The following is a 19,231-nucleotide window of genomic DNA, read 5'->3' as shown; positions in this document are numbered from 1 at the left end:
TGTATTTTCGAACTCTGTCTTCAGGAGGGGCTTCCCACGTCCGCCACAGCTGTCGCCACCGAAGAACGCACACGCCGCACCAATCGACACTTCTACGGCGTGGGCTACGTCCTCACCGTGATCCTCTTGGGCGCGAACATGCCCACCTCCGTCTACGGGCTGTACCGGACCGAGTTCGGATTCACGCCCACCATCCAGACGCTCATCTACGGCGTCTACGTCGCCGGCCTCGTTCCGGCGTTGCTGTTCTTCGGACCGCTGTCCGACGCCCTCGGCCGCCGGACCGTGCTTCTGGCCGCACTCGCACTGAGCGTCGTCGGCACGCTCGTTCTGGCATTTGCCGACGCGACGGTGTGGTTGTTCGTCGGCCGGATTGCCCAGGGAATCGCGGTGGGCGCGGCCAGTGCGGCGGGCAGCGCCGCATTGGTGGAGCAGGAACCGATGTTCGATCACCGACGAGCAGCGCTCGTATCGACGGTGACGGGCGCGTTGGGCGGTGCGCTCGGACCACTCGTGTCCGGTGCAATCGCCCAGTACCTTCCACAACCGCTGCGGTTGCCGTATCTGATCTTCCTCGTCGCGTTCATCCCGGCACTGATCGTGTTGCTGCTACTTCCGCGGATCGGGGACGTCACACGCCCGAAGCGGTTCTTCCAAATGCCACATGTTCCCGCCACTATTCGCGAGACTTTCTGGCTCAGCTCGCTCGCCGTCGCGCTGTCGTGGGGCGCAGTCGGGCTCTTCCAGTCGGTGGTCCCGTCGTGGATGACCAGCCTGCTGAACATCGACAACCTTCTGCTCGGCGGCGGGGCAGCCGCACTGGTGATGATCTGCTCGGTGGTCGCGCAACTCGGCGGAAGCCGCATGGACCCGCGCACGTCCGTCACCGTCGGTCTGGGAATCCTCGCTCTGGGAATGATCGGCCTCCTCGTGGTCGACCTCGTCCCGAGCCTGGCACTGCTTGGCGTCATCACCGTCGTGGTCGGCGCCGGGCACGGTCTGGCGTTTGCCGGCGGCATGAAGCGCGTCAACGCCGCCGCCCGGACCCACGCCCGCGAGAGCCACGGCGGAGTTCTGGCCGCGTTCTTCACCGTCAGCTACGCGGGACTGGCGATCCCGTCGATCATCGCGGGTATCGCCATCACGATCCAGGGAATGCAGACGGCCATCATCGAGCTGTCGATCATCGGGACGCTGCTGTGCCTGGCGGTGATGGGCTTCAACCTTCGTGGGGCTCGAGAGCCCGCTGAAGCTCGCCGTTATCCTTAGCCAGGTGAAGTTTCTCAGTAGGTTCTACATCGACGGGTTCATCCTCGGCATCATCATCGCCGGCGTGCTCGGAAGTGTGTTCCCGGTATCGGGTACCGCGGAGAGCATTCTGAACTGGGCCACCAAGATCGCCATCGGCTTCTTGTTCCTGCTCTACGGCGCGCGACTCTCGCCGCAGGAAGCCTGGAAGGGCGTCAAGCACTGGCGACTGCACACCGTCGTCCTCGCCGCGACGTTCGTGCTGTTCCCACTGATCGGCCTAGCACTGCGATTCCTGTCGCCGACGCTGATCAGCGACGAGCTCTACACCGGCATCCTCTACATGTGCCTGGTTCCGTCGACGGTTCAGTCTTCGATCGCGTTCACCTCGATCGCCAAGGGGAACGTCGCGGGCGCGATCGTCAGTGCGTCGTTCTCCAACCTGATCGGCGTCTTCATCACACCGCTTCTGGTGGTTCTGCTGATGAACACCACAGGCCAGGCGACAGTCGACTTCTCGTCGATCCTCGACATCGTCGTGCAGTTGCTGATCCCGTTCATCGTCGGTCAGCTGATCCGCCCGCTGGTGATCGGATGGCTGCAGAAGTACGCCGAACCCACCAAGTACGTCGATCGCGGATCGATCCTCCTCGTTGTCTTCGCCGCCTTCAGCGAAAGCATGAAAGAGGGAATCTGGAGCACCATCACGATCTGGCAGATCGTGATCCTCACAATCGTGTGCTGCCTGATTCTCGCGCTGGTTCTCGGCGTGACCACTCTCGCGGGGCGCAAGCTCGGGTTCGATCTTCCCGATCAGATCGTCATCATCTTCTGCGGCTCGAAGAAGTCCTTGGCAACGGGCCTACCGATGGCGGCTGTACTGTTCGCGGGCCAGCCCGTCGGCCTGATCGTGTTGCCGCTGATGATCTTCCATCAGATCCAACTGATCGTCTGTGCTGCGATGGCGCAACGCTTCGCGAATCGGGATCCGGTGAGCGTCAGCTAGCGAGCAACTCGCCTCGGGTCGCGTCGACGCAGCCACAACCGCCCTGCAGTTCAGCACAATCGATGGACAACGCATGGCGACTCGATGCCAGGTCGACGCAGTTCACGCCGGTGCATTCGAGTGATCCGTCCGCATGTCGCAGCAAAGAATCGTGGCAGTGATCGACATCCGAAACACAATCCGCGCACTGGATCTGACGCTCAGCGATCATTACTGCCACCTCTCTCGAAAACGATGACACAGGAATATCATCGACCTCCGACAGATCAGTTCGTTCGACCTCTCAGTTCCGTTCAACCTCGATGGGATGGCTGGCCAGCATTGCCACGGGGAGCGGTTGGCGTCGTAGCACCCGTGCCCAGACATCGACTCGGGGCGGCGTCAGCACATCGGACGGCAGTGAGCTGATCACCATCCAGTCTTCACGCTCGAGTTCCGAATCCAGCTGCCCCAGAGTCCAACCCGAGTAACCGGCAAAAATGCGGATCCCTTCGACCAGAGGAGCGATGACCTCCGGGTCCGAGTCCAGATCCACCATGACAACTTTGCCGTCCACCCGCCGCAGGCCGGCGACGCCGTCGATTCGTGCACCGTTGCGAGCGATACCCAGGCAGAGCGCCGAGTCACGCTTGACGGGTCCACCGATGTACAGGGCCGAAGGATGCGCGGTCAGCGGCGACCACTGCGGCAACACGTTCTGCACGGCCGTCTCACTCGGCCGATTGACGATGACGCCCAGGCTCCCGGCGTCGTTGTGCTCGATCATGTAGATGACGGTGCGGCGAAATGCAGGTTCCGTGAGGTCGGTCGACGACACCAACAAACTGCCCGGACGAACCTCCGGTTCTATCCAGGCCATTCGATCCTCGGGTTCTTCTGCGTGCGCCACAAAGACATCATCTCACCGACAACTGCGTGCGGGGGAACGAGACACAGGCGTGTTCAGGTCAGACCCGCCACATCGGCAAGTAGTGCCAGATGCCGCTCGAAAATCTCACTCGCATCGGTGAAGGTATCGCTTCCGTACTGCCCGAACACCTCGAAGTTCACCGAACCGAACAGCGATACCCAGACGAGAGTTGCGCGCACCGCGGCATCCGGCGGCAGTTCGGTGCCCAGTTCTTTCCGCACTCCCTCGAGGTCCGTTGCCAGCGTGTCACTCAGGTCCGGGCCCTCTCGCACCGTGAGTGCACCCGCGCGATGGGCGGCGTCGATGATCCCGATCAGCCGGGTCACGACGAGGGTGCCAGGGCCGGTGGTCTGCTCGCCCGGAGCGTCGTAACCGGGGACGGGGCTGCCGAACAGCAATCCGTATCGAGCCGGCTCCCGGATCGCCCAACTCCGGACGGCACGCCCGAGAGCAATGAACTGTCCGCGAAAATCTTCTGCTGCAACGGCATTCACGGCGGAGTCCACTTCCGCGCCCAGTTCCGTGTACCCGTCCACCACCAGCAAGGTCAGCAGTTCGTCGCGACTGGCGACGTAGCGGTACACCGCTGAGGACACGACTCCCAGATCACGCGCGACGGCCCTCAATGACAACGCGGCGGCGCCGACGGCAGCAAGATGCTCGCGCCCGATCCGGGTGATGTCCTGCAGCGTCTGTTCGCGCGCCCGCTCTCGGGGAGTCCCAACCATGAGTCCATCCTGCCCCATGACCGAGAGCACTATCAACAAAAGAGAGCACCGCTCTTGACAGCAATGAGGCGCGGGTGCATTCTTGAAAACGAGAGCAGTGCTCTCAGTTCACCCGAAACGAGAAGGAGCACACCATGTCGAACCTCGAAATCGTCACCGGAGCAGGACCCGTCGGATCCGCCGTCGCGCTACAGCTCGCCGAGCAGGGAATCAACGTCCGGCTCCTGACCAGGTCCGGCAGCGGGCCCGAGCACCCTCTGATCGACCGCCGACGCGTCGACGTCTCGGATTCCGAGGCCCTGCGCTCGGTCAGCGAGGGCGCCACGGCCATCTACCACTGCATCCACGCCGCCTACAACGCAGCCGATTGGGAGCGGGAACTCCCGGCGGCCGAGAAGGTTGTGCTCGACGCAGCCGCATCCATCGGAGCCGTCGTGGTCTTCCCCGAAAGCCTCTACGCCTACAACTCCGACACCCTGATGACCGAATCCGATCCACGCAACGCCACCGGCGGCAAGCGCGGAGTGCGCACCGCGCTGCTGCGCGCTCGCGAGGCCTCCGCAACACCCACCGTCAGCGTCGTGGCCTCGGACTTCTTCGGCCCCCGCGTCCGCACCGCCCACGCCGGCGAGCGCATGGTTCCGAAGGTCATGGCAGGTAAGAAGATTCGTGTCATCGGTTCCGCCGACCAGCCGCACTCCTTCACCTACATCCCCGATCTCGCGGCGGCGATGATCGCAGCAGCACACAACCCCGAACTCTGGAACTCCGTCATCCACGCACCCACCGGCCCCGCGCTCACTCAGCGCAAAATCGCCGAGGCCTTCGCCCGAGCCGCCGGGGCGACCCCCGCCAAGGTGGGTGTCCTGCCCGCCTGGGTGCTCGACGCCGTCGGCAAGATCAACACCGACAGCCGCGAACTCGCGGAGATGAACTACCAGTTCACCAAGCCGTTTGTCATGGACTCGAGTGCCAGCGAAGTGCTGCTCGGACTCTCGCCGACGCCGCTCGATCAGGCCGCCGAAGAGACCGTCGTGTGGTGGCGCGCGGAACAGGCTCGCACCGCTGCTGCCTGAATCTGGCGGTGGGCCGGGCATCACTCAGATCTGCGTGAGATAGCGTCGACTGAGAGCGACGATGGCCACGAAACACGCTGCAACGAAGATCATCCCGATGCGTGCCCCACCAACGGAGTTCGACGCACTCAGAGCGATGCCCAGGGCCGCGACGCCGATCGCCATGCCCGTTTGACGGGAGGTATTCAGTACCCCCGAGGCAAGTCCGGCGAACGATTTGTCGATCACTGCCATGGCCGCTCCATTGCAGCTGGGGCCGAACACACCACACCCGAGACCGACGAGGGCGGTCCCCGCCATCACCACAGGCCAGGTATCGCTGTCCCCGATCGCGGTGCACAGGAGCGCGCCGATCGCAGCAGTGGAAGCACCGACAGTCAGGAGCCAGCACATACCGCGACCTGCCCACACGCGATTGAGAACCAGCGTTCCGAACGTCCACAACACCGCGAACGGCAGAAAGAACAGTCCTGTCCGCAGCGCTGAAGAGCCCCAGTAGGACTGGATGAATATCGCGACAATGAATTGCATGCCGTAGGCCCCGAATTGGAAGGCGAATCCGTTCGCTATGGATGCAGAGAACGCCGGCTTACGGAAGATCGACAGCGGCAGAACCGGATGCCGGGTCCGGCCCTCGACGACGAAGAACCCGACGAGCGCTGGCACACATCCAAGTAGCAACGCCAGTGCCAACGGATCACCCCACCCGCGGGAGCCGCCTTCGATCAAACCGGCTACCAGGAGGGCAAGTCCGGCGATGCCGAGGACCTGCCCGGGAACGTCATAGGATTCCGCATCGCGCGTCGCGGTTTCACGGACATGCCGCCAGCACAGCCAGAGGGCTAGAACGCCGATGGGAACATTGACGAAGAAGATCGAGCGCCAACCGATGAACTCGGTGAGCAAGCCTCCTCCGATCGGTCCTGCGACCAATGCGATTCCGCCCGTTGCTCCCCAAATCGTGATTGCCTTGGCACGCGCGATCGGATCCGGATAGGTGCGTGCAATGATCGCCAGTGTCGTTGGAAGAAGCCCGGCAGCAGCGATACCCTGCAGGCAACGAAATGCCGCCAGCACAACCAGGTTCGGGCTTATGGCGCACAACAGAGAAGCCGCCGTGAAGCCGCCCAACGACCACAGGAAGACACTGCGGGAACCGACTCGGTCCGCCAGAACTCCCGCTGTGAGCAACAGGCTGGCCAGAGGAATCGTGTAGATGTTCACCAACCATTGCAACGCGGCAATGGAGCCACCGATGTCGCGTTCGATTGCCGGTAACGCGATGTTGAGAGCGCTACCGTCCAACAGGATCATGAAGAATCCAAGACAAACCGCAGTCAGTGCCAGCGCCTGAACACTTGAATCACTCACTGGTGCAGCATTTTTCGTTTCGTCAGACACTGAGTCGCCGACCGAGCTGTCAGCAGAGATGTTGCTCGTACCCATAGGAGGCCCCCGTCTCCGGAATTTCTGTACCTGCAAGTACAACAGCTTTCACAGAGACTGTACATACCCATAGGTACAATGTCTTTATGGGTAGCGCGGAACGGCTGATCGCAAGCATGCAAGAACTGTTGTGGGAGCGTGGCTACTCCGGAACCAGCCCACGCGCCGTACAGGAAATGGCTGACGTCGGGCAAGGCAGCATGTACCACCACTTCCAAGGGAAAGCGGACCTGGCGGTCGCCGCCGAACATCTCATGGGGCGCGAACTGCAAACGCAAATCAACGAGCGACTCAGCTCCGGCCAGACGACCGTCGACAAGATCGCCGCCTTCCTCACGATCGACGAACACGTCCTCCGAGGGTGTCGGCTCGGGAGATTGGTCCAAGACACTGAGGTCGCATCCAACGACGAGTTGCGAGCACCGATCCAGACCATGTTCGTGTGGATTCAACAGAACATTGCGTCCACACTCGAAGACGGGCGCAGCAACGGTGAAATCCGTCCCGATGCGAACATCGAAGCTCTCGCCGCCACCATTCTCGCAGTGCGGCAAGGTGCTTACGTCCTCGCTCGTGCTGCCCAATCCGAAGAACCGTTTCGAAAGGCGGCCGACGGGCTGATCGAAATGCTCACCCACGGAGTTTGCGTGTAAAAGTTCAACGATGCACCAGTAGCCGCGTCGCCGTTCTGCGCCAGTCAACTCTTGACGCAAGAACGGAACGGGTGTTCACTTCTTCACATGGCCTATCGCCGCACTCCGGCAGTACAAGAAAGACTGGACGCCCAACGCGCCCGACTGCTCGACGCGGCCACGACGGCAGTGGCAACCCACGGTTATGCGGGCTGTTCCATCGCCGCGGTGGCCAAGAACGCCGGCGTCGGCACCGGGACGCTGTATCGACATTTCGACGGCAAGGGTGAATTGTTCGCCGAGGTGTTCCAATCAGTCTGCAGCCGTGAGGTATCCGCGGCCCGGGACGCCGGAGACAATGCCCGAAGTCTGGAAGGCAACCACCGCTCCGCGGTATCGGCGTCGGTTCGAACCTTCGCCGAACGTGCCATGCGTGCACCGGTTCTCGCCTATGCCCTGCTGGTGGAGCCGGTGGATCCACTCGTCGACGAACAGCGACTCATGTTTCGCGAATCGTTCCGCGATTGCCTGGCCACCGCAATTCGCTCGGCAGTCGACACCGGTGAGATACCTTCGCAGGACGCCACTCTGACGGCAGCGTGCATCGTCGGGGCAATCGGCGAGGCCCTGATCCTTCCGCTGCGCGGCGGCACCACGGATCCCGCTGCGATCGATGCCATCCTCGCCTTCACCCTTCGATCGTTAGGGAGTTTCGATGACACCCACGCATGAAGTCACCAATCAGGTACCGCCCCTGATCGATTACGACGCAGCCGAATACGCGCCGATCCTCGAGGCACTACACCGCGAGGGAGCTTCGGACGCAGCCAAAGAGGTTCATCGCGTCGGGGTCCGCGCCGGCAGCGCGCAAGCTCAGGAGTGGGGCGACCTGGCCGAGGAGCACCCACCTGTCCTGAGAACCCACGACCGCTACGGCAACCGCATCGACGAGGTCCGCTACGACCCCGCCTATCACCAACTCATGAGCACCGCAGTGGAATTGGGGCTGCACGGCGCTCCGTGGGCTGACCCGAATCCACACGCACACCTCGTCCGCGCCGCGAAGATGGCCGTGTGGGGTCAAACCGACGCCGGCCACGGCTGCCCCATCTCCATGACGTACGCCGTGATCCCAGCGCTGCGGCACAACGCGGACCTGGCGGCGCAGTACGAACCCCTCCTGACCACCCGGCACTACGATTCGGCGCTGAAAGCTCCCCTCACCAAACCCGGATTGATCGCCGGTATGTCGATGACGGAAAAACAGGGCGGTTCGGACGTGCGTGCCGGAACCACAAGGGCAGTGCCACAATCCGACGGTAGCTATCTCCTGACAGGCCACAAGTGGTTCACCTCCGCACCGATGTCGGACGTGTTCCTCGTCCTCGCCCAGGCGCCGGGCGGTCTGTCGTGCTTCTTCCTTCCTCGGGTCCTGCCGGACGGCTCGCTCAACAACATGTACCTGCAGCGTCTGAAGGACAAGTTGGGAAATCATTCCAACGCGAGCAGCGAGGTCGAGTACCACGACGCTCTCGCGTGGATGGTGGGCGAGGAAGGCCGGGGCGTGCGCACCATCATCGAGATGGTCAACATGACCAGGTTGGACTGCACGATCGGCACGGCCACCGGCATGCGCGTCGGCACGCTGCAGGCAGTTCACCATGCGAATCATCGAAGTGCGTTCGGCGCCAACCTGATCGACCAACCTTTGATGCGCAATGTTCTCGCAGATCTGGCGGTGGAATCGGAAGCGTCCACTACCGTCGCGATGTGGCTGGCCGCTCTGACCGACCGCGCAACGTCGGGCGATGCCCACGCGAGCGCCCTACGACGCATTTCATTGGCCGTGAGCAAGTACTTCGTCTGCAAGCGCGGACCGATCCACGCTGCCGAAGCACTCGAGTGTCTGGGCGGAAACGGATACGTGGAGGAATCCCGGATGCCGCGCCTCTATCGCGAGGCTCCGCTGCTCTCGGTGTGGGAAGGGTCGGGCAACGTCGCGGCGCTCGACACTCTGCGGGCGATGGCGAAGCAACCCGAAACGCTGCAGGTGTTCTTCGACGAACTGAAACAAGCGAGTGGCGTGGACGCCCGCTTCGATCAGACCGTGCGGGATCTCGAGGTGGCATTCGGCGATTTCGACGACATCGAATACCGGGCGCGAAAGATCGTCGGTGACATGGCACTCGCACTGCAAGCCTCGCTGCTGCTCCGCTACGGGCACCCCGCGGTGGCCGACGCATTCTGCGCGAGTCGGCTCGGAAATAGCTGGGGGAGCGTGTTCGGAACCCTGCCGAGGGGGATCGACATCGCGCCGATCCTCGAGCGGGCCACCGTCAAGATCGGCGCCTGACCCACCCACTACAGTTTCCGCTTATGAACCGAGCCTCGAACCGCCGCGAGGCCTGGCAGCGCGTACTGCACACCCTGCGTGAATCACCCGGCCTGGGAAGGCTGGCGCTCGTCCGCTTTTCCAGCCAGTTCGGCGACGGAATGTTCCAGGCCGCGCTCGGCGGCGCAATCCTCTTCAACCCGGAACGTGAAACCGATCCGGTGGCGATAGCGGCCGGCTTTGCCGTACTGCTCCTTCCCTATTCGGTGATCGGCCCCTTTGCCGGCGCTCTGCTGGATCGTTGGGACCGCCGCCTGGTGCTCCTGTGGGCGAGCGTGCTCCGCGGGCTCTTCATCCTGACCACCGCGGTGCTGCTGGTCGCCGGCGGCGGTGACACTCTGTTGTTGACGTGTGCGCTTGCTGCGATCGGGGTCAGCCGCTTTGTCGGGGCAGGCGTATCCGCAGCCCTGCCGAAGGTCGTCCGACAATCGTGGCTGGTGGCAACCAATTCCGTTCTCACAACGGCTGGTTCGGTGGTAGCCGCTCTTGGTGCTTCGGCAGCGGTGGCGATCATCGGCGTGATCGGCGCGGGGGATCGAGCGTCAGGCGCCGCCGTGGCCATCGCAGCACTGGGATCGGTGATCGCAGCCCTCGCCGCGGCCAGGTTCACCGCCCGCTCACTTGGTCCAGTGGCCGACGAAGTGATTCGTGCCAGCGCCGTCCGTTCGGTAACGGCCGGACTGCGCACCGGGGCAACCGCTGTCTGGGAGGCGCCTGGCGTCACCACGGCAATGATCGGGATCGGAGCGCACCGCATCTGCTTCGGCATCAACACCCTCATCATGGTGCTGGTCCTACGCGACACCTCGAACGGCTCCCAATTACCTGGAGGGATGGCAGGATTCGGCGTCGCCGTCGGTGCAACGGCCATCGGAATGCTGATCGCGGCATTGATCACACCGTTCCTCATTCCGCGGATCGGTCGCTCACGGACGATCACGTACGCCCTGGTGTGCGCGGTGGCCGTCCAGCTCGTCTTCGTGACCACCCTGACGCAGGGATCGCTGCTGATCGCCGCCTTCCTGCTCGGCATCGCCGGGCAGTCCGTGAAACTCAGCGGCGACGCGGCCATGCAGATCGACATCGACGACGACCGTCGTGGCCAGGTATTCGCCTTGCAGGACACCGTGTTCAACGTCGCGTTCATCGGTGCGATCGCGGCAGCGTCGACGGTGATCGCACCCGACGGCAAGAGCGTCGGCCTGGCCCTTGCCGGCGCGGGTGTCTATGCCGCCGGATTGTCAGCGGTGCTGATCAACCGCAAGAAACGAGAAACTAACCCTGCTGGGTAGCCCACCACTTCAGCAGTTCGGCTTCGGCCTCGTCACGTTCGAGCGGGCCGCGATCCAGACGTAGTTCCTTGAGGAACGTCCATGCCTTGCCCACCTGCGGGCCGGCCGGGATGTTGAGCAGTTCCATGATGGCGTTGCCGTCGAGGTCCGGACGCACGCGAGCGAGGTCTTCCTGCTCGGCGATGCGCGCAATCCGCTCTTCGATGTCGTCGTACGTGGCCTGCAACTGCGCGGCGCGGCGCTTGTTACGCGTGGTGCAGTCGGCCCGGACGAGCTTGTGCAGCCGGGGGAGCAGCTCGCCCGCGTCGGTGACGTACCGCCGCACTGCCGAATCGGTCCACTGTCCCTTGCCGTAGCCGTGAAAACGCAAGTGCAGGAACACGAGCTGCGAAACGTCGTCGACCATCTGCTTCGAGAACTTCAAGGCACGCATGCGCTTGCGCACCAGCTTGGCGCCAACCACCTCGTGGTGGTGGAAGCTGACGCCGCCGCCCGGTTCGTTGCGCTTGGTGTCCGGCTTGCCGATGTCGTGAAGCAGTGCAGCCCAACGCAATACGAGGTCGGGATCGCCTTCTTCGAGATCGATCGCCTGCTGGAGCACGGTGAGGGAGTGCTGGTAGACGTCCTTGTGTTGGTGATGCTCGTCGATCTCGAGCTTCATCTGCGGAACCTCGGGCAGCACGTATGCAGCCAGTCCGGAGTCGACCATCATGTTGATGCCGTCCACCGGGTACATGCCCAGCATCATTTTGTTCAGCTCCACCTGCACACGCTCGGCGGTGATCCGCTCGATCTGCGACGCCATCTCCTTGATGGCCTCGAAAACGCGATTGTTCAACGTGAAACCAAGCTGCGAGACGAACCTGGCTGCGCGCAGCATCCGCAGCGGATCGTCGTTGAACGAGTTCTCCGGCGCCGACGGCGTATCGAGTTCCCCGGCCAGCAGGGCGGCCATGCCGTTCAGCGGATCGACAAACGTGTAGGAACCGTCCGCGCCGATCTTCATCGCCATCGCGTTGACGGTGAAATCGCGGCGCACCAGGTCGTCGGCCAACGTCGTTCCGTACTCGACTATCGGATTACGTGAGACACGGTCGTAAGCGTCGGCCCGGAAGGTCGTGATCTCGATCTCCTGGCCGTGTTTGATGGCGCTGATGGTCCCGAACTCGATGCCGGTGTCCCACTGCTTGTCCACCCAGCCCTTGAGCAGAGCCTGAACCTTCTCCGGCCTGGCGTCCGTCGTGAAGTCCAGATCGCCACTGAAGCGGCCCAGGATCGCGTCGCGAACACTGCCACCCACCAGGAACAGCTCGTGACCGGCCTCGGCAAAACGCTCACCGAGCGGGTTCAACACGTCGGACAACGTGCCGAGCGTTGCAGTGGCGTCGGCAAGCAGTCGTAGGCGGCGATCAGCGTCGGAGGTAGGGACAGTCACGTGAAAGGAGCTTACTTAAGGTGCGCAAATAGCAGAACGCGCATACGAACGCGATAGACCGCTTTGCGCGGGTTACCGGGCAACGCTGCAAGGCCAACTAGTATCGATGAGGTGTCTGGTGCCGAACGAACAAACAGGAGTCGCCGCAACCCGCGGCGTCGACCTGCCGTCGGCAACCCCGATAAACCTTTGATGCGAACCGTCCGTGAAACTTCTGCGGGCGGCTTGGTCGTCGACGGCTGGGGCGGACCTCCCGAACGCCTCTGCGCTGCACTGATCGGCCGAACCGACCGCCGCGGACGCCTGCTCTGGTCGCTACCCAAGGGCCATATCGAGCAGGGTGAGACGGCCGAACAGACCGCAATGCGTGAGGTCGAAGAAGAAACCGGTATCCAGGGAACCGTCCTGGCACCGCTGGGCAGCATCGACTACTGGTTCGTGACCGAAGGTCGACGCGTCCACAAGACCGTGCACCACTATCTCCTCCGCTTTCTCGGCGGTGAACTCTCCGACGAGGACATCGAGGTCACCGAAGTCGCCTGGGTGCCGCTGACGGAACTGCACAAGCGACTCGCATACGCCGACGAGCGCAAGCTGGCCGAACTTGCATCGCAGATGATCGCCGAAATGCCGCGACCTGAAATGCACCGACCTGAAATCCCGCGAGTACAGCACCCGAAGGAACCGGACGCCGGATGAGAATGGCTCTGCGGCGGGCCGGTGTGGCCGCTTTGGTGATGGCCGCTGTCGGTTTCGGGCCCGCGACGACGGCCGTCTCCTGGGCCGCTCCGTCCAGCCAGCCCAGTGAGCGCGCCCCGGCGCGAAACACCAACGATGCCAAATTTCTGCAGCTGACCATCGACTCCACCGCACCGACCACCGTGACGACAACCAGCGACCGCAACGTCGTGGTCAAGGGCACGGTGAAGAACGTCGGTGACCGTCCCGTCGAGGACGTCGGAGTGAGGCTGCAACGCGCTCCCGCGATCGACTCCAGTTCCGACGTGCGCGCAGCACTCGATTTCGACCAGGCTGTTTTCGACACGGTCGGCGAATTCGACACCGTTGCCACCACCCTCGACACCGGCCAGTCCAAGCAGTTCACACTCACCTTGCCGCTCCGGAGCACAACCGGGTTGTCTCTCGACATCACCGAACCGGGCGTCTACCCGATGCTCGTCAACGTGAACGGCACCCCCGAATACGGCGGGGCCGCCCGACTCGACGACGCACGCTTCCTGCTCCCAGTGCTCGGTGTGCCGGCCGCGGCCGAATCGAACGCCACATCCGGAACACCCAGTTCGTCGGCGACGGCCGTCGTTCCCCCCGACACGTCCGCCCCGATCGGCGTCACGCTCATGTGGCCGCTGGCCGACGCGCCACGACTCGTCGGCGGAATCCCGGGCGCGGTCAACGAGCCCGTGCGCCTGATCGACGACGAACTTGCCACCGAACTTTCCGACGGCGGGCGCCTGGACGCGTTGGTCGATGCGGTGGAGAACGCCACCAAGCCCGAGAGCGATACCGATCGCCGCGTCACGGATGCGCTCTGCCTGGCAATCGACCCCGACCTTCTGATCACCGTCGAGAACATGACTCGCGGATACCTCGTGGCCGACAACTCGTCAGATCCCACCGGACCGTCGCACGAAGGCCGTGGCAGCGACGCCGCCAACCAATGGCTCGGCCGGGTGAAGACCCTCGCCTCCTCGATGTGCACTACGGCGGTTCCGTTCGCCCAGGCCGATCTCGCCGCAGTCACCTCGGTGGCCAATCCGGAGTTGACGGCTACCGCGCTCGCACGCCCGGCAGACATCGTCGACAACATCCTCGGCGTGACGTCACTGCGAGATTTCGTCTGGCCGGATTCGGGTGTCCTCGACTCGGCCACCGCAGAGGTGCTGAGCGTGAATCCCACCACAGCGATGGTGGCTGACACCTCCGTCGACTCGGCAGCCCCGCAACTGTCGTCGCGGATAACCGGCTCACTCGACGCGCTTGCGTTCGACACCTCGGCAGCCGCAGCCTTGGCCGCCACCGGCTCGGAGCCGCAGGTCCCGTCGTACATCCCCGACGACACCGCGCCGACCATCGACATCGAATCGCGCAGCGCCCGGCGCCAGGACGCGCTGGGAGCGATGGCCTGGGCCGCGCTGACGCCGACTTCTCTGCCGCGCAATCAGATCTTCGCGCCGCCGCAACTGTGGACCGCGGACACCAACGACGCCACCGCCGTGCTCTCGATGCTCGCGACCCTCATTCGTTCCGGTCTCGCCTCACCTCAGGCCCTGCCCGCACTACTCGGCAGACAACCGGGGGCCACTGATGCCGCCACGCTCGACTACCCGGACCGAGCCACCCAGGACGGTCCGCAGACGTCCGTCGTCGAGACCGCAACCACCCAACTTCCGCGTATCGACGGGCTCGAAGCTTCGCTCGTGGACGATCCGGCGGCTTCGCTCACCCCCCGGGGATTCACGGCACCGCTCCGCGAAGATCTACTTCGCTCGATGACCTTGGCGGATCGCCGCAACGTCGACTCCGCATCGGTCAATCGGGCGGAGCGAGCTGCGACCATCCGCGCCGACAACGTCACCGAAGCCGTCGACGGGATGTACCGGGCCGTCAGTGTGGTGTCGCCGGGCGGCGTCTACACCCTCGCGTCGGGGCAGAGCCCGCTCCTGCTGGTGGCGCGCAACGAGCTGCCCATCGCCATCAACGTCGACCTGCGTGTGGAAGCCCCACCCGAGATGCAGATCAGTGACATCGGTCCCAAACAGCTGCCGCCGCGAGGTAGCCGACAGTTGACTGTGCCCGCGGAAATGAACGATTCTCGCAAGCTGGAAGTCAACTTCTCGCTGACCACGACAGATGGCCGCCAATTGGGTACGCCGACCAGCGTGACCGTACGGTCGAATGCGTACGGTCGTCCCCTGGCCGCCGTGACGGCGACAGCGGGAGGGTTGCTGCTGTTCCTGGCAGGGCGACGGCTGTGGCATCGATTCAAGGGTCAGCCGGACCCAGCAGATGAAGGGTACGAACGCTCATGACCGGGAATCCACCCGAGGAGGGTCGCCGCTCGGCGATCACCCGCAAGAGTGCCACGACCCGTTCGCATCCTCGGATGCCACCGTGGGAGCGCGGCTACCCGATTCAGCCGGTCAACCCGGACGCACGTTTCGACGACGCACCCACCATGACCATCCCGGTGATCCGCGACTATCCCAGGTACCGCGAAGCCGAGATGGAATTCGCCGATCGGCAGGCGACCAAGTCGGACGAGTTCGATACCGACGCGCACGCCCTGGTCGGTGATCGTAAGGAGACGAACTCCCGCCTCCTCGCGGCGACGGGTTCCATCGCGATCGCGACGCTGACGAGCCGCATCACGGGGTTCGCCAAGCAGTTGATGATCCTGATGGTCCTCGGCCCGGCCATCGCCAGTTCGTTCACCGTGGCCAGCCAGATCCCGAACATGATCGCGGAGCTCGTCTTGGGCGCCGTTCTGACCGCGATCGTCGTCCCAGTGCTGGTCCGCGCCGAGCGGGAGGACGCCGATCACGGCGAAGCGTTTGTCCGACGCCTCTTCACGGCGTCGCTCGTCCTACTGGGCATGGCCGCGCTGCTCGCGACCCTGGCAGCGCCCGTACTCACCAAATACGTCTTCCTGTCCGAAGACGGCAAGGTCAGCACCGACCTGACCACGGCGCTGTCGTATCTACTTCTGCCGGCGATCCTGTTCTACGGGCTGTCGGCACTGTTCACGGCGTTTCTGAACACCAGGCAGATCTTCAAGCCCGGAGCCTGGGCTCCTGTACTCAACAACGTCGTCGTCCTCGTGGTGCTCGTGATCTACCGCCTGACTCCGGGCGAGATCTCGCTTGATCCGGTTTCGATGGGCGACGCAAAGCTGCTCACCCTCGGTATCGGAATCACCATCGGCGTCATCGTGCAGGCAGCCAGCCTGATCCCCGCGCTTCGCCGCGAGAAGATCTCGCTCAAGCCGCTGTGGGGTCTCGACGATCGCCTGCGCCAGTTCGGCGGCATGGCCGTCGCCATCGTCTTGTACGTCCTGATCAGCCAGATGGGCATGATCTTCGCGACCAAGATTTCCTCACATGCCGACGAAGCCGGCCCTGCCATCTACAGCCAGGCCTGGTTGCTCCTGCAGCTCCCGTACGGCGTGCTCGGAGTGACGGTTCTGACCGCGATCATGCCGCGCTTGAGCCGCAACGCTGCGGCCGACGACACCCCGGCCGTCGTGGACGATCTGTCGGTCGCGACACGTCTGACCATGATCACGCTGGTTCCGATCATCATGTTCCTGACCTTCATGGGTCCGCAGGTCGGTGAAGCGCTCTACGGTTACGGCCGCTTCGGACCCGAACAGGCCGAACGTCTCGGTACTGCCGTGAGCTGGTCGGCATTCACGTTGATTCCGTACGCGCTGGTCCTGATCCAACTTCGTGTGTTCTACGCCCGCGAACAAGCCTGGACGCCGACGTGGATCGTTCTCGGCATCACTGCAGTGAAAATTGCATTCTCGGCGCTCGCTCCGGTCTTCGCCTCCAACAGCGATCAGGTCGTGATCCTGCTCGGTGCGGCCAACGGTCTCGGATACATCACCGGCGCCGTCATCGGCGGATACCTCCTGCACCGCAGCCTCGGAAACCTGCAGATGGCCAACGTGGGCAAGACAGTCTGGTCCGTCGTACTCGCCTCGCTGGCCGGTTCGCTGACCATGCTCGCGGTCGACCGCGTCCTCGGATTCGATCAACTCACCGAGCGTTTCGGCGGACCCGGCTCGATGGTTCGCGTCGCCGTCGGCGGCATCCTGATGCTCGCGATCACCTTCACGATTCTCTACTTCAAGAAGGTTCCGGAAGTTCTGTCGGTAACGGTTGCGGTCTCCCGCAAGATTCGTTCACTGACAGGTCGCGCCGAACCGGACACACGTAACAACACCGACGACGACGTCACCGAGCTGATTCCTGCAATCAGAACGGAATCAAACGAGCAAGAACGACCGGGTGCGCTCCCGTACCCTGGTCATGGGCGTACAGGATCGCAACCCGCGCGTATTCGGGGACGGGCTATCGATGGAGAAGGAGCGAGGGTGAGCGACGACAACGTTTCCGGCAACAAGAGTGCCGGGACTTCTGCCGTGAAAGCGTCCGAACAGAAGTCAACGGCATCGTCGGGCACACCTGCATCCACGAGTTCCTCCGCATCTGCCGGCCAGAAGCCACAGCAGGGTCAGAGGCCACAGCAGCCCGCGCAGCGGCCGGTCCAGAAGCCACAGCAGGGCCAGAAGCCACAGCCGCCGGTGCAGAAGGCCGCACCGCCGGTGCCTCCGGTCAGTGTGTCGAAGACACCTTCGGCACCTGTGTCGAAGACACCTTCAGCTCCCGTGTCGAAGACACCCGCGTCGAAGACGCCTGCTTCGGACAAGAAGGCACCCGAACCTCAGAAGACGGCTGCAGCTCAGACACCGCCGCCCGCTGCGCCTCGCACACCTGCCGCCGGATCCGCATCACGACCGGCCCAGCGACCGATGCCCCGTGGACCCAAGCTCATCCCGGGCGCATCTGTCGCCGGCGGACGCTACCGTCTGCTCGCGCCGCACGGCGGAACCCGCGGACTGCAGTTCTGGGAAGCTCTCGACGTCAAGCTCGACCGTGAAGTAGCCCTGACGTTCGTCGACGCCGATCAGCGCGGTGACGACGACAGCCAGTCCGGACCGCAGGCGGTTCTCTCGCGCACACTGCGCCTGGGACGAATCAACTCGCCCGGACTGGCTCGCGTCCTCGACGTCGTCCGCGGAAGTTCGGGTGGCATCGTCGTCGCCGAATGGACTCCCGGTCGCTCGCTGCGTGAGATGGCCGAGACCACGCCGTCACCGATCGGTGCAGCCCGCGCCATCCGTGCCCTCGCGGCCGCTGCCGAAGCTGCCCACCGCACCGGCGGCGCGTTGTCCATCGATCACCCGGACCGCGTTCGCATCAGCATCAACGGTGACGCCGTACTGGCGTTCCCGGCGACGCTTGCCGACGCCGATTCCACCAGCGACGTCCGCGGTCTCGGCGCCATGCTGTACTCGCTCATCACGGCGCGCTGGCCGCTCGCCGAACCGTCCGCCGGTCCCGTCGGTGGTTTGCTTCCCGCCGGCCGCGGCGCCGACGGCAACATCGTCGAACCTCGGGTCGTCCGTCCGGAGGTTCCGTTCGACATCTCGGCCGTGGCAGTTCGAGCGTTGCAGTCGGAGAGTGGAATCCGCACTGCTGCCACCGTGCAGCACATTCTCGATCAGGCGTCCGTCGTCAACGACAAGACGGAAATGATTCCGGCACTTCGTCTCGGCCACCGCGAACAGGGAGCGTCGGGTCACGCACTGAACGACCCCGAAGCCATCGAGGCCGAGAAGAAGAAGTCGACGCGGATGCTCGCGGCACTGACGGCGCTCGGTGTCTTCACCGTGATCGTCCTGATTCTCCTTGTGGTGTGGGTAGCGAGCTTCCTCTCGGGCGGCAGTAACGACACCCCGCTCAGCGAGCAGAGTTTCGGCTTGACCACCGAAGCTACTGCGCCCGAGAACAATTCACCTGCCCCCGCACCGGCGGCCGCAACCGTGCCGGTAGCCGCCTCGGCCGTAACGGTGTTCTCGCCCCAGGGCACGCCGGATCAGCCGGCAACGGCGAAGAACGCCATCGACGGCAATCCGGCCACCGCATGGTCGTCGGACTCGTACTTCCAGCCCTTCCCGTCCCTGAAGAACGGCGTCGGCCTGATGGTGACGCTCGCCGATGCGGCCAACCTGAAAAACATTGCGATCACGTCCGATTCGCCCGGAACCGTCGTTGAAATCCGTTCTGCCCCTTCTGCGAATACTTCGCTGGATCAGACCAAGGAAATCGGATCCGGTGTACTGAAGAACGGTGTGACCGACATTCCGCTCTCGTCGGACGGCTCGGGTCAGTATGTCCTGGTTTGGATTACGCAGCTCAGCACCGAATCCGGACAAAACCAGACATCCATCTCGGAGATTGCATTCACTGCTGCAAAGTGA

At 63.9% G+C, this 19,231-nt stretch carries 14 protein-coding genes; 10 read left to right on the top strand and 4 right to left on the bottom strand.

All coding sequences use genetic code 11. From position 1 onward, the window contains the following. Positions 1-99: 99 nt before the first annotated feature. Together FEZ59_RS16940 and FEZ59_RS16935 are read left to right on the top strand one after the other, a co-directional pair. Positions 100-1,269: an MFS transporter gene (locus tag FEZ59_RS16940; RefSeq protein WP_172932923.1), complete on the top strand. Its 1,170-nt coding sequence runs from the start codon at positions 100-102 to the stop codon at positions 1,267-1,269. A 4-nt stretch (positions 1,270-1,273) separates the two neighbouring features. Continuing rightward, on the top strand, positions 1,274-2,254 hold the full coding sequence (locus FEZ59_RS16935; RefSeq protein WP_172932922.1) for a bile acid:sodium symporter family protein: 981 nt from the start codon (positions 1,274-1,276) through the stop codon (positions 2,252-2,254). Positions 2,255-2,537: 283 nt separating this feature from the next. Here the strand turns inward: FEZ59_RS16935 and FEZ59_RS16930 are convergent, their stop codons facing one another. Further along, positions 2,538-3,143: a YqgE/AlgH family protein gene (locus FEZ59_RS16930; RefSeq protein ID WP_020909845.1), complete on the bottom strand. Its 606-nt coding sequence runs from the start codon at positions 3,141-3,143 to the stop codon at positions 2,538-2,540. Between the two features lie 53 nt (positions 3,144-3,196). Further along, a complete protein-coding gene (locus FEZ59_RS16925) occupies positions 3,197-3,892 on the bottom strand; it encodes a TetR/AcrR family transcriptional regulator (protein ID WP_042953485.1) in 696 nt (231 codons plus the stop codon). A gap of 134 nt (positions 3,893-4,026) precedes the next feature. Between FEZ59_RS16925 and FEZ59_RS16920 the strand changes: the two genes are divergently transcribed. Continuing rightward, positions 4,027-4,968 carry an NAD-dependent epimerase/dehydratase family protein gene (locus FEZ59_RS16920; RefSeq protein ID WP_092765158.1) on the top strand — a complete coding sequence of 314 codons (942 nt, stop codon included), beginning with the start codon at positions 4,027-4,029 and terminating at the stop codon, positions 4,966-4,968. A 24-nt stretch (positions 4,969-4,992) separates the two neighbouring features. Here FEZ59_RS16920 and FEZ59_RS16915 read toward each other — a convergent pair whose 3' ends face one another. Continuing rightward, positions 4,993-6,339 carry an MFS transporter gene (locus tag FEZ59_RS16915; RefSeq protein ID WP_346343234.1) on the bottom strand — a complete coding sequence of 449 codons (1,347 nt, stop codon included), beginning with the start codon at positions 6,337-6,339 and terminating at the stop codon, positions 4,993-4,995. A 161-nt stretch (positions 6,340-6,500) separates the two neighbouring features. Here FEZ59_RS16915 and FEZ59_RS16910 point away from each other — a divergent pair, with 161 nt between their 5' ends. The 4 genes from FEZ59_RS16910 to FEZ59_RS16895 all read left to right on the top strand — a co-directional run bounded on the left by FEZ59_RS16910 (position 6,501) and on the right by FEZ59_RS16895 (position 10,730). Then, positions 6,501-7,067 (top strand): TetR/AcrR family transcriptional regulator, encoded by a 567-nt coding sequence (locus tag FEZ59_RS16910; RefSeq protein ID WP_020909849.1) that lies wholly within the window; start codon positions 6,501-6,503, stop codon positions 7,065-7,067. Between the two features lie 87 nt (positions 7,068-7,154). Then, positions 7,155-7,778, top strand: coding sequence for a TetR/AcrR family transcriptional regulator (locus FEZ59_RS16905; RefSeq protein WP_020909850.1), 624 nt, complete (start codon positions 7,155-7,157; stop codon positions 7,776-7,778). Next, on the top strand, positions 7,762-9,399 hold the full coding sequence (locus tag FEZ59_RS16900) for an acyl-CoA dehydrogenase family protein (RefSeq protein WP_172932920.1): 1,638 nt from the start codon (positions 7,762-7,764) through the stop codon (positions 9,397-9,399). The genes FEZ59_RS16905 and FEZ59_RS16900 overlap by 17 nt, the downstream gene beginning before the upstream one ends. Before the next feature lie 23 nt (positions 9,400-9,422). Further along, positions 9,423-10,730, top strand: a complete 1,308-nt coding sequence (locus tag FEZ59_RS16895) for an MFS transporter (RefSeq protein ID WP_020909852.1) — start codon at positions 9,423-9,425, stop codon at positions 10,728-10,730. On the opposite strand, the gene FEZ59_RS16890 is transcribed toward FEZ59_RS16895, so the two are convergent. Continuing rightward, positions 10,714-12,165: a CCA tRNA nucleotidyltransferase gene (locus FEZ59_RS16890; protein WP_172932919.1), complete on the bottom strand. Its 1,452-nt coding sequence runs from the start codon at positions 12,163-12,165 to the stop codon at positions 10,714-10,716. The two genes, FEZ59_RS16895 and FEZ59_RS16890, sit on opposite strands and share 17 nt — an antisense overlap. 111 nt (positions 12,166-12,276) lie before the next feature. Between FEZ59_RS16890 and FEZ59_RS16885 the strand changes: the two genes are divergently transcribed. From FEZ59_RS16885 to FEZ59_RS16875, 3 genes are read left to right on the top strand one after another with little or no spacing between them, the layout of a single operon-like run. Then, positions 12,277-12,864, top strand: coding sequence for an NUDIX hydrolase (locus tag FEZ59_RS16885; RefSeq protein WP_019746192.1), 588 nt, complete (start codon positions 12,277-12,279; stop codon positions 12,862-12,864). Then, on the top strand, positions 12,861-15,215 hold the full coding sequence (locus FEZ59_RS16880) for a DUF6049 family protein (protein ID WP_172932918.1): 2,355 nt from the start codon (positions 12,861-12,863) through the stop codon (positions 15,213-15,215). Before FEZ59_RS16885 ends, FEZ59_RS16880 begins: the two co-directional genes overlap by 4 nt. Then, positions 15,212-19,231 (top strand): murein biosynthesis integral membrane protein MurJ, encoded by a 4,020-nt coding sequence (locus tag FEZ59_RS16875; RefSeq protein ID WP_172932917.1) that lies wholly within the window; start codon positions 15,212-15,214, stop codon positions 19,229-19,231. The genes FEZ59_RS16880 and FEZ59_RS16875 overlap by 4 nt, the downstream gene beginning before the upstream one ends.

This window comes from Rhodococcus sp. MS13 (genome assembly GCF_013277835.1).
Lineage (GTDB): Bacteria > Actinomycetota > Actinomycetes > Mycobacteriales > Mycobacteriaceae > Rhodococcus_F > Rhodococcus_F erythropolis.
Note: the sequence above shows the minus strand (reverse complement) of the source record. Positions and strands in the feature narration are given on the sequence as shown.